General features: G+C 67.6%; 13 protein-coding genes. 7 read left to right on the top strand and 6 right to left on the bottom strand.

Annotated features, from left to right (window positions below; all coding sequences use genetic code 11):
- Positions 1-143 precede the first annotated feature (143 nt).
- Positions 144-1,043 (top strand): DUF4031 domain-containing protein, encoded by a 900-nt coding sequence (locus ACIPXZ_RS16540; RefSeq protein ID WP_400596325.1) that lies wholly within the window; start codon positions 144-146, stop codon positions 1,041-1,043.
- Complete coding sequence (locus tag ACIPXZ_RS16535; RefSeq protein WP_400596322.1) at positions 1,043-1,825, top strand: 2-phosphosulfolactate phosphatase; 783 nt, start codon at positions 1,043-1,045, stop codon at positions 1,823-1,825. Before ACIPXZ_RS16540 ends, ACIPXZ_RS16535 begins: the two co-directional genes overlap by 1 nt.
- 31 nt (positions 1,826-1,856) lie before the next feature.
- On the opposite strand, the gene ACIPXZ_RS16530 is transcribed toward ACIPXZ_RS16535, so the two are convergent.
- The 4 genes from ACIPXZ_RS16530 to ACIPXZ_RS16515 form a co-directional block, all read right to left on the bottom strand.
- Positions 1,857-2,978 (bottom strand): sensor histidine kinase, encoded by a 1,122-nt coding sequence (locus ACIPXZ_RS16530; protein ID WP_400596320.1) that lies wholly within the window; start codon positions 2,976-2,978, stop codon positions 1,857-1,859.
- Entirely contained in the window at positions 2,975-3,655 is a 681-nt protein-coding gene (locus tag ACIPXZ_RS16525) for a response regulator transcription factor (protein WP_400596318.1), read from the bottom strand. The genes ACIPXZ_RS16530 and ACIPXZ_RS16525 overlap by 4 nt, the downstream gene beginning before the upstream one ends.
- A gap of 40 nt (positions 3,656-3,695) precedes the next feature.
- A complete protein-coding gene (locus tag ACIPXZ_RS16520) occupies positions 3,696-4,277 on the bottom strand; it encodes a M15 family metallopeptidase (protein ID WP_400596316.1) in 582 nt (193 codons plus the stop codon).
- A 143-nt stretch (positions 4,278-4,420) separates the two neighbouring features.
- Positions 4,421-4,822, bottom strand: coding sequence for a YccF domain-containing protein (locus tag ACIPXZ_RS16515; protein WP_400596314.1), 402 nt, complete (start codon positions 4,820-4,822; stop codon positions 4,421-4,423).
- Between the two features lie 144 nt (positions 4,823-4,966).
- Between ACIPXZ_RS16515 and ACIPXZ_RS16510 the strand changes: the two genes are divergently transcribed.
- Positions 4,967-6,409 carry an amino acid permease gene (locus ACIPXZ_RS16510; protein ID WP_400596312.1) on the top strand — a complete coding sequence of 481 codons (1,443 nt, stop codon included), beginning with the start codon at positions 4,967-4,969 and terminating at the stop codon, positions 6,407-6,409.
- Positions 6,410-6,487: 78 nt separating this feature from the next.
- On the opposite strand, the gene ACIPXZ_RS16505 is transcribed toward ACIPXZ_RS16510, so the two are convergent.
- On the bottom strand, positions 6,488-7,087 hold the full coding sequence (locus ACIPXZ_RS16505) for a phosphoribosylanthranilate isomerase (protein WP_400596310.1): 600 nt from the start codon (positions 7,085-7,087) through the stop codon (positions 6,488-6,490).
- A gap of 161 nt (positions 7,088-7,248) precedes the next feature.
- Here ACIPXZ_RS16505 and ACIPXZ_RS16500 point away from each other — a divergent pair, with 161 nt between their 5' ends.
- Both ACIPXZ_RS16500 and ACIPXZ_RS16495 read left to right on the top strand, forming a co-directional pair.
- Entirely contained in the window at positions 7,249-7,824 is a 576-nt protein-coding gene (locus ACIPXZ_RS16500) for a HutD family protein (RefSeq protein WP_400596355.1), read from the top strand.
- Positions 7,821-8,471 carry an MBL fold metallo-hydrolase gene (locus ACIPXZ_RS16495; protein ID WP_400596308.1) on the top strand — a complete coding sequence of 217 codons (651 nt, stop codon included), beginning with the start codon at positions 7,821-7,823 and terminating at the stop codon, positions 8,469-8,471. The genes ACIPXZ_RS16500 and ACIPXZ_RS16495 overlap by 4 nt, the downstream gene beginning before the upstream one ends.
- A gap of 76 nt (positions 8,472-8,547) precedes the next feature.
- On the opposite strand, the gene ACIPXZ_RS16490 is transcribed toward ACIPXZ_RS16495, so the two are convergent.
- Positions 8,548-10,185 (bottom strand): PucR family transcriptional regulator, encoded by a 1,638-nt coding sequence (locus ACIPXZ_RS16490; protein ID WP_400596305.1) that lies wholly within the window; start codon positions 10,183-10,185, stop codon positions 8,548-8,550.
- 126 nt (positions 10,186-10,311) lie between these two features.
- Between ACIPXZ_RS16490 and ACIPXZ_RS16485 the strand changes: the two genes are divergently transcribed.
- Together ACIPXZ_RS16485 and ACIPXZ_RS16480 are read left to right on the top strand one after the other, a co-directional pair.
- Positions 10,312-11,613, top strand: coding sequence for an alpha-hydroxy-acid oxidizing protein (locus ACIPXZ_RS16485; RefSeq protein WP_400596303.1), 1,302 nt, complete (start codon positions 10,312-10,314; stop codon positions 11,611-11,613).
- Positions 11,610-12,560, top strand: a complete 951-nt coding sequence (locus ACIPXZ_RS16480) for an ABC transporter substrate-binding protein (protein WP_400596300.1) — start codon at positions 11,610-11,612, stop codon at positions 12,558-12,560. Before ACIPXZ_RS16485 ends, ACIPXZ_RS16480 begins: the two co-directional genes overlap by 4 nt.
- Positions 12,561-12,571: the final 11 nt, after the last annotated feature.

Genomic DNA, 12,571 nt, shown 5'->3' with positions numbered 1-12,571 from the left:
GGGTTGTCATTTCATCCAAGCGCTGACGGTTCACATCCGTCAACGCATCTAAGTTGAGTCTACTTAACTCAAGTTTGAGAGTCAAGTTATCCACAGGCCTTGGAGCGGTCCCCCAGGCTCTCCTCCCGGCTAGGATTTCGACCATGACCGTGCTGATCGACCCACCGTTCTGGCCGGCGCACGGAACCGTGTTCTCGCATCTGGTCTCCGACGCCACCCTGGACGAACTGCACGCCTTTGCGAAAGCCGCAGGCATTCCGGAACGCGCCTTCGACGGCGACCACTACGACGTCGCGGAGCGGCACTTCGAGCGACTCGTGGCCGCAGGCGCGGTGAGCGTCAGCGGCAAGGAACTCGCCCGCCGCCTTGCCGCCAGCGGTCTGCGCATCCCGGCCCGCGAACGCCCGGACAAGATCCTGCCCGCCCTGCGGGACCGCTGGGCGCGGCTGCTCCCCCAGGAACCAGGCCTCGGCGAGAGCCTCCTGGAACGCTGGGGAGAACCGCACCGCCACTACCACTCGCGGGTCCACCTCCTGAACGTCCTGGAAGCACTGGACCTCCTGCTCCCGGACGCAGGACTCCCGGCGGACCGGCAACGCGGGCTTCTCCTCGCAGCCTGGTTCCACGACGCCGTGTACCGTGGCGTGCCCGGCCAGGATGAGGAAGATTCCGCGGTCCTCGCGGAGACCACCCTCCATTCGCTGCCCGCCACGGAACGCGCCGACGTGGCGCGGCTGGTCCGGGTCACGGCCGACCACGCCCCGGGTCCGGACGACATCGCGGCACAGCTGCTCTGCGATGCGGACCTCTCGGTCCTTGCCTGGCCCGCTCCGCGCTACGCCCGCTACCTCCGTGCCGTACGCGCCGACTACGCCCACGTCCCGGACCCCGATTTCGCCCGAGGCCGGGCCGCGGTCGTCGCCCAGTTGCTGTCCCTGAACCCCCTCTTCCACAGTCCGCGGGCACGGTCCCTGTGGTTGGGAAAAGCCCAGGCCAATCTGCGCTCGGAACTGTCCGGGTTCGAACGGACGAGTGACGCCTGATGCATGCCGCACATCGTCAGCTGCCCTTCACAGTCCGCCTCGAGTGGGGGCTCCGGGGAGCCAGGGCCGTACTTCCCGGCGCGGAGGCCGCCGTCGTCGTCGACACGCTCTCCTTCTCCACCGCCGTGTCCGTCAGCGTGGAAGCCGGGCTCACGGTACGACCGTTCCGCGCGGCGCCGGGCGACGGCGAACTGCACGCCGCCGCGGCCCGGCTGGCCCAGGACCGCGGCGCCCTCCTCGCCGCTCCCCGGAGCCTCAGCCGCCTCAGTCTGTCCCCCACGTCGATCCGCACGCACGCCCGGGAGCACGGCGGCCGGGAACTCGTCCTGCCCTCTCCCAACGGATCCGCCATCTCCGAACACCTCGCCGGCCAGGTTCCGGAGCTGCTGGCCGGGACCCTCCGGAACGCGAGCGCGACGGCGTACTGGCTGGCCCGGCACGTGCCGCCCTCCGGCGTCGTCGCAGTGATCGCCGCCGGTGAGCGCTGGCCTGGCGGCGCCCTGCGCCCCGCCCTGGAAGATCAGCTGGGCGCCGGAGCGGTCATCGCCTCCCTGCTGCGTACCGGTCCCGGCCGCACCCCCGCGCACCTCTCCCCCGAGGCCCGGGCCGCCGTCGCCCTCTTCGACGCGTTCCGCCATGAGCTGCCCGCCCAGCTCACCGAGAGCGCCAGCGGAAGCGAGCTCGTGCTGCGTGGTTTCGGGGCCGACGTCGCCCTCGCCGCCGATCTGAACGCGAGCGCCGTGGCCGCGCATTTCACCGACGGGGCCTTCCAGGCGGTCTGACCAGGGCCTTCCACTGTCAGGCCGTGCGCTGTCAGACTGCTCGCGGGAAGACGAGCAGGACCCGCAGCCCGCCCTCCGGCAGGGCGGAGAGCGTCAAGCGCGCACCGTGCGCCTGGGCGATCGCCGCCACGATGGCCAATCCCAGCCCCGAGCCCCGGCCTGGTCCGGCCTGACGTCCACGGCCTTGCACAAAGGGCTCGGTCAGGTGGCTCAGCTGCTCAGGGTTCAGCTCGTCTCCGGGGTTCTCCAGCTCGAGGTACGCTCCCTGCCCCGGAAGCTCACCGCTGCGAAGCCGCAGCTCGCCGCCACTGGGCAGATTGTGCACGACGGCGTTCCGCACCAGATTGCCCACCAGCTGAGCCAGCAGGACAGGATCCCCCTCCAACGGGGCCCCGCCGTACTCGGCAGTCACCGTGATCCTGCGCGCGGCCAGTTCCTCCCGCTGAGCCCCCAGAGCCTCCTCGGCCAGTTCTGCCAGATCGCAGGGTTCGAGACGAAGCCGCGAGCCCTCCGCCCGAGTGAGCGCCAGGAGTGCTTCCAGAGTGTTCGTCGCCCGGTTGTTGACCTCCTGGAGGCGCCGGAGCAAGTGTGGGACGTCCACGGCCCCCGGGTCCGCCTCCGCCAGCTCGAGCATCCCGCTCATCACCGCATGCGGAGTGCGCAGCTCGTGCGAGGCATTGGCCGCGAAGCGGCGCTGCTCGTCCAGCATGGCTGAGAGCCGGTCCAGCATGACGTCCACCGAGTCGGCGAGTTCCCGCAGCTCATCGGATCGTCCTTCCAGGCGGATGCGCCGGTTCACCTCACCGTGCTGAACGGCCAGCGTCACCTCACGGATGCGTTCGATGGGTTTGAGCATCGCGCCGGAGAGCAGCCAGCCGCCCACCAGCCCGACGACGGCGAAGAACACCAGGCCCAGCGCCGCCTTGGGCAGCAATGCGTCCATGAGGTCGCCACGGCTGGGTGCGAAACCGCCGTCCACCGTGACCAGGCTTCCCGCCGGGAGGTATCGCAGCAGCAGAAGCACCAGTGCGAAAAAGGCCGTACCGGAGACGAACAGGAAGGCCGCGTAGCTCAGGGTGAGCTTCACCCGGATGCCGAGCCCGGGAGCCCTCCGGGTGCCCTGCACCCCCGGACGGCGCGCGTCCATGCTCATACGGCTCCCCCTTCGGAAGCCTCACCGAAGCGGTAACCCACTCCGACCAGGGTATGGATCAGCCACGGGTCCCCGAGTTTCTTGCGCAACGAGGAGATGGTGATGCGGACGGTGTTCGTGAACGGATCGGCGTTCTCGTCCCACGCCCGCTCCAGGAGATCCTCCGCACTGAGCACGCCGCCGTCGGCGCCCATCAGCAGCTCCAGCACGGCGAACTGCTTGCGGGTCAGTGCCACCGCTCTCCCGTCCCGGCTCACTTCACGCCGGAACGGGTCCAGCCGTACACCGGCGGAGTCCAGAACCGGAGGCCGGAACGACGCCGGCCTCCGCAGCAGCGCCCGCAATCTGAGGACGAGCTCCTTGAGCATGAAAGGCTTCGCCAGATAGTCATCCACCCCGGTCTCGAAGCCGCTGACCTTGTCATCCAGGCGGTCCGCGGCGGTGACCATGATGAGCCGGGTGGCCAACCCCGTCTCCACCACCCAGCGGGCGATCTCATCCCCTGTGGGTCCGGGGACATCACGGTCCAGAACCACCGCGTCGTATGCGTTGACGGCGAGCAGTTCCAGGGCAGTGCCGCCGTCATAGGCGACGTCGACAGAGAACGCCTCGCGCCGCAGGCCCTCGGCCATGGAGTCGGCCAGATACGGTTCGTCCTCGACGATCAGGATCCGCATGGTCAGAGTCTAGCCAGCGGGCTGCGAGCGGTCAGGATCGTCACGCGGCCATCCTCGGGTCCACGCTGGGATCCGGGTACATGACGGGGCAGCCCTCCTGGCGGGCAGCTGGACGCAGTTCGAAGTGCCAGCGCTCATTGGCATAGATCTGGCACAAGCCGAAACGGGCACCGTGCTGGGCGAGCCAGCTCATGGCGTCCTCGTTTCCCACGTCCACGGCGTCCCCGGTGACATGCGGCGAGGTGGACGGGGTGGCCACCCATCGGGCCGCCTCGGCCCGGGAACCGTACTTCCGGGTCGCGTCGTCCAGGAGCTGTTCCTGCAGCCGCTCGCTGCGCCATCCGCTGCTGATCGTGATCGAGACGCCCGCGGGTGCCGCTTCCTGCTGCGCGTCACGGAGCGCCTTCAGCAGGCCCGGGCGCAGCCAGCTCACGGCGGGCACCCCGCTGTCGAGCGACACCGGGCTCCCCAGGGGGATGGCGCCGTCGTCGTTCACTGAGCCGCCGGCTGAGGCGGCGGGCGCGGAGCCGATGACGGGAAGCACCGCCGGAACCGTGCACGCGGTTACCAGGACCGCACCGAGGCAGAGGGCGCCGAGCAGGCGCCGTCGGGATCTGGACATGTCTTCCTCCTGAGCTGAATGGACAGGATCCACTCAACGGCAGAGGGCATATCGCCAGTGTTAAGCGCCATGAGGACCGGATGCCGTGGCATCCGGTCCTCATGGCCGGTTCCGTGGGCGCGCCCGGCGGGCCCGCCCACGGCTCAGCGGTAGTTCGCCGCGAAGGGCCGGTCCGTCGGCACGATCTCCTTGCCCAGCGGCATCAGAGATACCGGGATCAGCTTCAGGTTCGCAATGCCGAGCGGGATCCCGATGATGCTCACGAACATGGGGATCGCTGTCACCACGTGGCCGATGGCCAGCCACAGGCCCGCCACCAGGAACCAGATGACGTTGCCCAGGAGAGCGAAGCCGCCGCTCCCGCCGGGCTTCTCCACCACCGTCCGGCCGAACGGCCACAGCGCGTACGCCCCGACCCGGAACGACGCGATACCCCACGGAATGGTCACGATCAGGATGCAGCAGATCAGGCCGGCGGCGAAGTAGCCGATGGCCAGCCACAGGCCCCCGAAGACGAGCCAGATGATGTTCAACAGGGTCTTCATGACTTAAGTCTGCCAAGAAATCCTGGCAGAATCCCCCAGGGTTCACCCTGATTGATCCCTTGATCGGCCCCTGAGCGAGGGGCATAGTTCCAAGAAGGACGGCGTGTAGACGCCGGCCACGACGCATGAGAAATGAGGCCAGACATGTCACGAACAGCAAACCCGTTCTCAGTCTTCCGCAGGAAGCCCATCGACGAGATGGACGAAGAGAACTCCGGCGAGGGAGGTCTGTTCCGCTCACTCGGTCTCTGGCAGCTCACTGCGATCGGCGTCGGCGGCATCATCGGCGTCGGCATCTTCTCCCTGGCCGGGCTGGTGGCCCATGGCGACGACGCCAACCCCGGCGTGGGGCCGGCGGTCCTCATCTCCTTCCTGATCGCAGGGCTCGCGTCCGCCGCGGCCGCCCTGTCCTACGCCGAGTTCGCCGGGATGATCCCGAAGGCCGGTTCGGCCTACACCTACGGCTATGTGGCGCTGGGCGAGGTGGTCGGCTGGTTCATCGGCTGGGATCTGCTGCTGGAGTACGTGGCGATCGTGGCCGTGGTCGCGATCGGCATCTCCGGCTACCTGAACTTCTTCCTGGCCGGGCTGGGCTTCCAGATGCCCGTCGAACTGACGTCCACCTTCGATGAGGGCAAGGGCGGCTGGATCAACCTGCCCGCCATCCTCGTGTGCCTCCTGGTGACCTGGATCCTCAGCCGCGGCACGAAGGCGTTCGGACGCTTCGAGCTGATCGCGGTCGGCCTCAAGGTGATCCTGATCCTCTTCATCATCGGCCTCGGAGTGTTCTTCGTGAACACCAACAACTACAACCCGTTCATGCCCACCGGGTTCGGGCCCATCTTCACCGGCGCCGCCACCGTCTTCTTCGCGGTGTTCGGCTACGACGCCATGAGCACCGCCGCGGAAGAAGCCAAGGACGGCAAGAAGCACATGCCCAAGGCGATCATCCTGTCCCTCGTGATCGCGATGATCCTCTACGTCCTGGCCACCCTGGTCCTGACCGGCATGCAGAATTACAAGGACATCGACCCCAAGGCCGGCTTCGCCTCCGCCTTCTCGAATGTGGGCATGCCGGTGATCGCGACCATCATCTCCGCCTTCGCAGTGCTGTCCATCCTCACCGTGATGCTGACCTTCCTGCTCGGCGTGACCCGCGTCTGGTTCTCCATGAGCCGCGACGGTCTGCTGCCCAAGTGGTTCTCCAAGGTGGATCGCGGCGGCACCCCGCAGCGCGTCACCTGGATCGCCGGTGCCGCGGCCGCACTGCTGGCCGGTGTGCTGCCGATCCGGCAAGTGGCCGATCTGACGAACATCGGCATCCTCGCCGCCTTCGTGGTGGTCTCGGTCTCCGTCATCGTGTTCCGCTACTCGCGTCCGGATGCCCCGCGCGAATTCCGCCTGCCGCTCATGCCGGTGGTGCCGCTGATCGGCGTCGTCGCCTCGCTGTTCCTGATCTCGCAGCTGCACTGGGAGACCTGGCTGCGCTTCGGCGTCTGGCTCGTGATCGGCCTGGTCATCTACTTCGCCTATGGACGCAAGAATTCGCTGATGAACCCGGACAGCCCGCGGCGTCGGCTCAGCTGAGCCGACGCTCCTCCCCGCTGTGTGCTCAGTTGTTGCGGATGTTCCGTGGAACAACTGAGCACACAAGCCGGGGGAAGGTTACTCCGCCAGCGCGGCGGCCACGAAGGCCCGGATCTTCTCCAGATCCTTCACTCCACGCGAGCTTTCGACGCCGGACGAGACGTCCACGCCCCAGGCCAGAGCCGCTTCCGCGGCCTCGGCGACATTGCCGGCGTCGAGCCCTCCCGCCAGCAGCCAGCGTCGGCCGTCGAGGCCGCGTTCCCGTACCGAGGCGTAATCCCAGGACTCCCCGGAACCCGGCACAGAAGCGTCCACCAGCAGCAGTTCCTCGCCCCAATCGGCGAACATCCGCTCCGGATCATCCATCCGGACTGCCCGGATCACCGAGAAGCCGCGCTCCTGCAGGGCATCGACCTCCTGCGGTGTCCGCTCACCGTGCAGCTGGATCCAGCTCAGTCCCGCTTCCGAGGCAAGACTCGCCGCCTCGTAGGCTTCTTCATGACGGAAGACGCCGACGGCGGCCACCTCGGACGGCACCTCGGCCAGCAGTTCCCGGACCTGCTCCGGAGTGACCTGACGCGGGCTCGGGGTGAGTACGAATCCCACCGCGTGCGCCCCTGCGTCGACGACTGCACGCACGGATTCGGGCGTGCTCAAGCCGCACACTTTCACGAACATTGCTGGTCCTCCCGGTGGATGATCACCTACGACGGTATCAAGACCAGGCCGCCGCACCCCGATCGGTGAGCTCACAGTCGCTTGAAAACAGGCCTCAAAGACACGGATCTTCGTCCGGGCCACCCCTCGTGACTACGCTGGAACAGTACCGAGAGGAAGCCATGGAGATCATCCGCTTTTCAGACATCCGCCCCGAGCGCTGGCGCAACGGCGGCGGGGTGACCCGTGAGATCGCACGTCACCCGAGCAACGGCGAATGGGACTGGCGTGTCAGCATCGCCGAGGTCGGCAGCGCCGGGGAGTTCTCGGCATTCCCCGGCATGGAACGCGTCATCTCCGTGATCGACGGCGAACTGCTGGTCCTGACCGTGGACGGCGCCGAACACGCCATGGAGAAATACCGGCCCTTCCGGTTCTCCGGCGACTCCGCATCCTCCTCCGCACTCCCCACAGGCGACATCAGAGACCTCAACGTCATCGCCCGCACCGGCGCCTACAAGGGCTACTTGTCGATCCTCGAACTGTCGAAGAAACGGGCGCACCCGGTCTTCGGCGGTCAGCTGGCCATCCTGTTGGAGGGGAAGGCCGCAGTGTCCGACGGCGGTGAAGGAACCTCCGAGGCGATCGAGCTCGGCCGCTATGACGCCGTCGTCGGCTCCGACCAGAACAACCCCGAAATCCTGGGCCGCGGCTTCGTGGCCATCGTCTCGATCGATCCCGTGGAGGAAACCGTATGAGCACGCTGTTGCACGAGGACCACGACGTCACGATCCGCACCGTCTCCGTGGGAGGCATGGACAACAACGTCTACCTGCTGACCGCGAAAGCGAGCGGCGCCCAGGTTCTCATCGATGCCGCGGACGACTTCCCGGCGATCCAGCGGCTGCTCGCCGAGGGGGCAGCGGACGCCGCCGCACCGGCGTCGCTGGCGCTCATCGCGACCACCCACCAGCACTGGGACCATGTCCGGGCTCTGGAGGAACTGGTGGCACTGACCGGCGCGAAGACCGCTGCGGGGGCCGACGACGTCGCAGGTCTCCCGGTGACGGTCGACGTCCCGCTGGAACACGGCGCGGTGGGGAACTTCGACGGCTTCGACCTCACGGCGGTGCACCTGCGTGGTCACACCCCTGGCTCGATCGCCTACGTCTACCAAGGACCCAGCGGCCCGGCGCATGTCTTCAGCGGTGATTCGCTCTTCCCTGGCGGCGTGGGCAACACGGACCGGGACCCGGCGCGCTTCACCTCCCTGCTGAGCGATGTGCGCGAACGGCTCTTCGGCGTGTATCCGGACGAGACCTTGGTTCATCCGGGGCACGGCAAGTCCACCACCCTCGGCGCCGAGCGTCCGCACCTCCCCGAGTGGGAAGCACGGGGCTGGTAGGCGCAAGCGATTGCCGAGAGGCCCCAGGCGATGAACGGACCGGGGAGCCGGTGGAACAGTCCCCGTTGTGGGTGGTCTAAAGACTGCCTGTTTCGGTGCGCAGCCGGAGCCACAGCCAGAGCCGGGTGTCCGGATCGGACAGCTCTACGCCGGTGTCCTGGGCGAGCCGCCCCAGCCGGTAGCGCACGGTGTTGTTGTGCACGTGCAAGGACTCGGCCATGGCCGCGATATTGCCATTCGCCTCGAAGTAGGCCCCGAGCGTCGGCAGGTACTCGGTCCCGTTCGCCGAGTCGAAATCACGGATCTCCGTCAGCGCATCGGACTCGGTGAGCCCCTCGTGTTCCAGGTACGCCCCGACCCGATCCACGTTCAGCGGCGTCCGGTAGTCCTCGGCCAAGGCGGCCGCCGGCGCACCGGATCCGCCTCGCGCCAGGGTCTGTTTCCACAGATGATGCATGAGCCGCAGCGCCTCATCCCGTGATTCCGGCAGGCCCTCCACCGTCCGCGCGATACCTCCCACCGCGGCCAGCACCGGATTGGCGCCGATGCCCGCGGCATAGCGGTGAATCTCCCCTGCGACCTTCCGGTGCGTCTCCCGAGGAGACTTCCCAGTCGCCGGCATGAGCGCGTAGACCACCGAATCCACCAGAGCCGCGTGCGATGAGGTGAAGTGGACTCGGCAGACCGTGTTCACGAGGTGCAGCAGACGTTGAAGATCCCGCACCGAGTCCAGGCTGCCGGGTTCCGGATGGACGACCGAGAAGGCAGCCAAGGCGAATCCGTCGGAGGCTTCGAGATTCAGCTGGGCGGCGGCGAAAGCCGCATGGGCCGGATCCTCGATCACGGTCCGGATGAGGTCGGCATTCCGGCGTTCACCGAAATCGGCCGCGGAGCGCGCGTGCAGCATGTGGAGTCCGATCAGCGGCGCCATCCGGTTGAGGGAGTCCAGGCTCCGCTCCCTCAGCCCAGGTCCGGGGTCGATGATCCACAGGCTTCCCAGCAGTTCTCCTCCGGCACGGACCGCGAGCGCCAGACGTGCCAGCCCCTGCTCGCCCGACTCGACGACGACGGCGCCCGGCGCGCCGTACACCGCCTTGAAATCCTCGTCGAGGCCAGGAGGTGTGAGCTCTTGCAGGGAGAGCGTGGTCATCCGCCGCACCTCGTCGATAGGCTGCCCCGGGAGAGTGGAATAGGCCAGGATCCGGCCCAGGGTGTCGACGAAGCTCGCGGCCCCGCCCAGCATGGAGGCAGTGGTGTTGGCGAACGCGTACAGATCCCCGAGCCGCACGCCCGAAGCGGTGTCGGCCATGGCGACCCCCGCCACCGAAGCCCTGGCCAGAGAGATCAACCGCTCCCAGTCGGCGTCGTCGTCCACCACGAGGAGCGCGAGCCGTCCCGCGGCGAGGAGCCGCAGATCTTCCAGCAGCATGCCCGTCGCTTTGAACATGACCGCGGCGGCACCGTCCACGACCGCAGTGTCGAGAAGACCTGCGAAATCCTCAGAGCCGGCCGTCATGCCGATGGCCAGCACGATCCGGTCCCGCAGAGTCACCTGCCGCGAGGAGTCATGGATGACCACGTCGGTGACCGCATGAACCAGAGCGTCCTCCGAAGGGTTGAGGAGCGTGACCACAGGGCCGAGGAGTTGCAGACAGGCGGTCAGGGGCACGGCCTGGCCGGGAGCAGCCGCCGATGGACTCGCCGCATCAAACATGGATGGAATTTATCACAATGATGAAGGAAATTTTTTAGGATATTTCCCATACGAAGCCATAGTGATTCACATCACCATTGAAGGGAAGATCCGGCTCAGCCCGGAACGACCTGGAGGTGAAGGCGAATGAAAGCCAAAGACATCAAGGCGCTGGTCTCGGTCCAGCCGCCTGCCCGGACGAAGGCCGAGCGACTCGGCAGGCGCAGTTTCAACGTCGAGGACATCCGGAAGCAGGCTGCACGCCGGCTTCCGCGCAGCGTCTTCGACTACATCGAAGGCGGCGGAGAGGACGAATACTCGCTCCGCCGGAACCGGGACTCCTTCGCGGACTGGTCCTTCCTGCCGCAATGGGGCAGCGTGGCGGACCTCAGCCTGGAGTCCACCCTCCTGGGCGGGCCCGTCGCCATGCCCCTCACGCTGTCCCCCACGGGCGGCACCCGGCTGTTCCACCCGCAGGGTGAGATCGCAGTGGCCCGCGCCGCCCGCTCGGCCCGGGTCCCCTACGGACTGGCGCATCTGAGCACCACCACCATGGAGGATGTCAGCGCGGCCACACCAGGCCTGCGGCGCTGGTTCAACATGGAGCCGATCGGAGACCGCGGGCTGCTGGACGCAGTGCTGGAACGGGTGTCCCGGGCCGGGTACGAAGCGCTTCTGCTGAACGTGGACTGCCGGGGCATCGGCCACCGGGAGCGGGACTACCGCAACGGATTCACCGCTCCTCCGTCGATCAAGCCCCGCACCGTGGTCGAGGGGCTTCTGCACCCTTCCTGGTCCCTGGGCTTCCTGCTCAACGACGCCATCGCGTTCCCCAATCTCGATGCCGAAGTTCCCGAAGGCCCCTTGGCGAGTACACCGGACATGTGGCGGACCCTTCTGGCCGGCTCCTACGAGCCCACGGACTGGAACGACATCGAGCATCTGAGGTCCCGCTGGGACGGACCGATCGTGTTGAAGGGATGCGTCAACCCGGACGACGTGGACCGGGCCGCAGGGATCGGCATCGACGCCATCCAGGTGAGCAACCACGGGGGCCGCCAATTGGACCACATGGCCTCGCCCATGGACGTCCTCCCCGAACTGGTGCGGCGCGCGGACGGACGGCTGGAGCTGATCGTCGACGGCGGTGTGCGTCGCGGCTCGGACGTCATCAAGGCGATCGCCCTGGGGGCCGATGCCTGCTCGATCGGCAGGCCGTACCTCTACGGCCTGGCCGCCGCGGGCGAGGCCGGCGTGGCCCACGTCCTCAACCTCTTCGCCCAGGAGATGGAACGGACCATGACGCTCCTCGGAGTCGCCAGCATCGCCCAACTGCACGCCGACGGCCCGGCTCTCATCCGACACCGTGCCGAGATGTTCGAGCGCAGCACCACGCCGGCAAGGCCTCGGATCGCCGCCGTTCCCGACGAGCTGAGGAGCAGGGCATGAACACCTCGATCATCCCCGTGCAAAGGCCGGGGTCGCGGAGGCCGGGGTTCCGGCGAGTGCTCGCAGCAGCAGCCACGGCAGCCGTCGTCATGGCAGCCTCCGCCTGCAGCCAGACCGGCGCAGCGACGTCGTCCGCTTCGGCGGGCGCCATCACCACGGAGGTACCGCCGCTCGCAGTGGACTCCGCGGCCGCGGCCCTCCTGCCGCAATCCGTGAAATCCTCCAAGACGCTCCGCGTGGCCATTCCGACCAACGAACCGCCGACGCAGTTCTACCAGGAGGGCACACAGAACATGGTGGGGCTCAACCCCGACGTCGCACGACTCCTGGGTCAGGCACTGGGCGTTCAGGTGCAGATCGACGTGGCCAACTTCGACTCGATCATCCCGGGCATCGCTGCCGGGCGCTATGACGCCACCGTCTCCTCCATGTCCCCCACCGCCGAGCGCGGCAAGGTTCTGGACTTCGTCGATTACGCCCAGTTCGGCAGCGGCGTGGCTGTTCCCCAGGGCAACCCCCTCGGCCTGAACGAGAAGTCGCTGTGCGGCAAGAAAGTCGGGTTCCTCACCGCCTCCTACCAGCTGCGCACCGACGTCCCGAAGTTCGACGAGGCCTGCCTCGCAGCAGGCAAGGAGAAGATCCAGAGCAACGAGTACCAGGACACCCGCCAGGCGATCTCAGCGCTGAGCAGTGGCCGCCTGGATGCAGTGCTCGCGGACTCGCCCATTCTCAACTATGCGGCCACCCAGAATCCGGCAATCCAGATCGGGGCCAGCTACGACGTCGCAGAGGTCGGGATCGGGGTGGCCAAGGGCGAGAACCTGGTCAAGGCCGTCGCCAAAGCCATGCAGACGGTACTCCGCAGCGAGGCGTACGGCGCCGTGCTGAAGAAGTACGGCCTCTCCACCAGCGCCATCCCCGACGCACGAGTCAATTTCTTCCAGTGAGCGTGATCGAT

The organism is Arthrobacter sp. NPDC090010, from assembly GCF_044748305.1.
In the GTDB taxonomy this organism is placed as follows: domain Bacteria; phylum Actinomycetota; class Actinomycetes; order Actinomycetales; family Micrococcaceae; genus Arthrobacter_E.
This window is presented reverse-complemented; position numbering and strand designations above follow the sequence as displayed.

Excerpts from the sequence above, each read along its gene's own strand:
- ACIPXZ_RS16540 (WP_400596325.1), top strand. The coding sequence starts at position 144 with ATGACCGTGCTGATCGACCCACCGTTCTGGCCGGCGCACGGAACCGTG.
- ACIPXZ_RS16535 (WP_400596322.1), top strand. The coding sequence starts at position 1,043 with ATGCATGCCGCACATCGTCAGCTGCCCTTCACAGTCCGCCTCGAGTGG.
- ACIPXZ_RS16530 (WP_400596320.1), bottom strand. The coding sequence starts at position 2,978 with ATGAGCATGGACGCGCGCCGTCCGGGGGTGCAGGGCACCCGGAGGGCT.
- ACIPXZ_RS16525 (WP_400596318.1), bottom strand. The coding sequence starts at position 3,655 with ATGCGGATCCTGATCGTCGAGGACGAACCGTATCTGGCCGACTCCATG.
- ACIPXZ_RS16520 (WP_400596316.1), bottom strand. The coding sequence starts at position 4,277 with ATGTCCAGATCCCGACGGCGCCTGCTCGGCGCCCTCTGCCTCGGTGCG.
- ACIPXZ_RS16515 (WP_400596314.1), bottom strand. The coding sequence starts at position 4,822 with ATGAAGACCCTGTTGAACATCATCTGGCTCGTCTTCGGGGGCCTGTGG.
- ACIPXZ_RS16510 (WP_400596312.1), top strand. The coding sequence starts at position 4,967 with ATGTCACGAACAGCAAACCCGTTCTCAGTCTTCCGCAGGAAGCCCATC.
- ACIPXZ_RS16505 (WP_400596310.1), bottom strand. The coding sequence starts at position 7,087 with ATGTTCGTGAAAGTGTGCGGCTTGAGCACGCCCGAATCCGTGCGTGCA.
- ACIPXZ_RS16500 (WP_400596355.1), top strand. The coding sequence starts at position 7,249 with ATGGAGATCATCCGCTTTTCAGACATCCGCCCCGAGCGCTGGCGCAAC.
- ACIPXZ_RS16495 (WP_400596308.1), top strand. The coding sequence starts at position 7,821 with ATGAGCACGCTGTTGCACGAGGACCACGACGTCACGATCCGCACCGTC.
- ACIPXZ_RS16490 (WP_400596305.1), bottom strand. The coding sequence starts at position 10,185 with ATGTTTGATGCGGCGAGTCCATCGGCGGCTGCTCCCGGCCAGGCCGTG.
- ACIPXZ_RS16485 (WP_400596303.1), top strand. The coding sequence starts at position 10,312 with ATGAAAGCCAAAGACATCAAGGCGCTGGTCTCGGTCCAGCCGCCTGCC.
- ACIPXZ_RS16480 (WP_400596300.1), top strand. The coding sequence starts at position 11,610 with ATGAACACCTCGATCATCCCCGTGCAAAGGCCGGGGTCGCGGAGGCCG.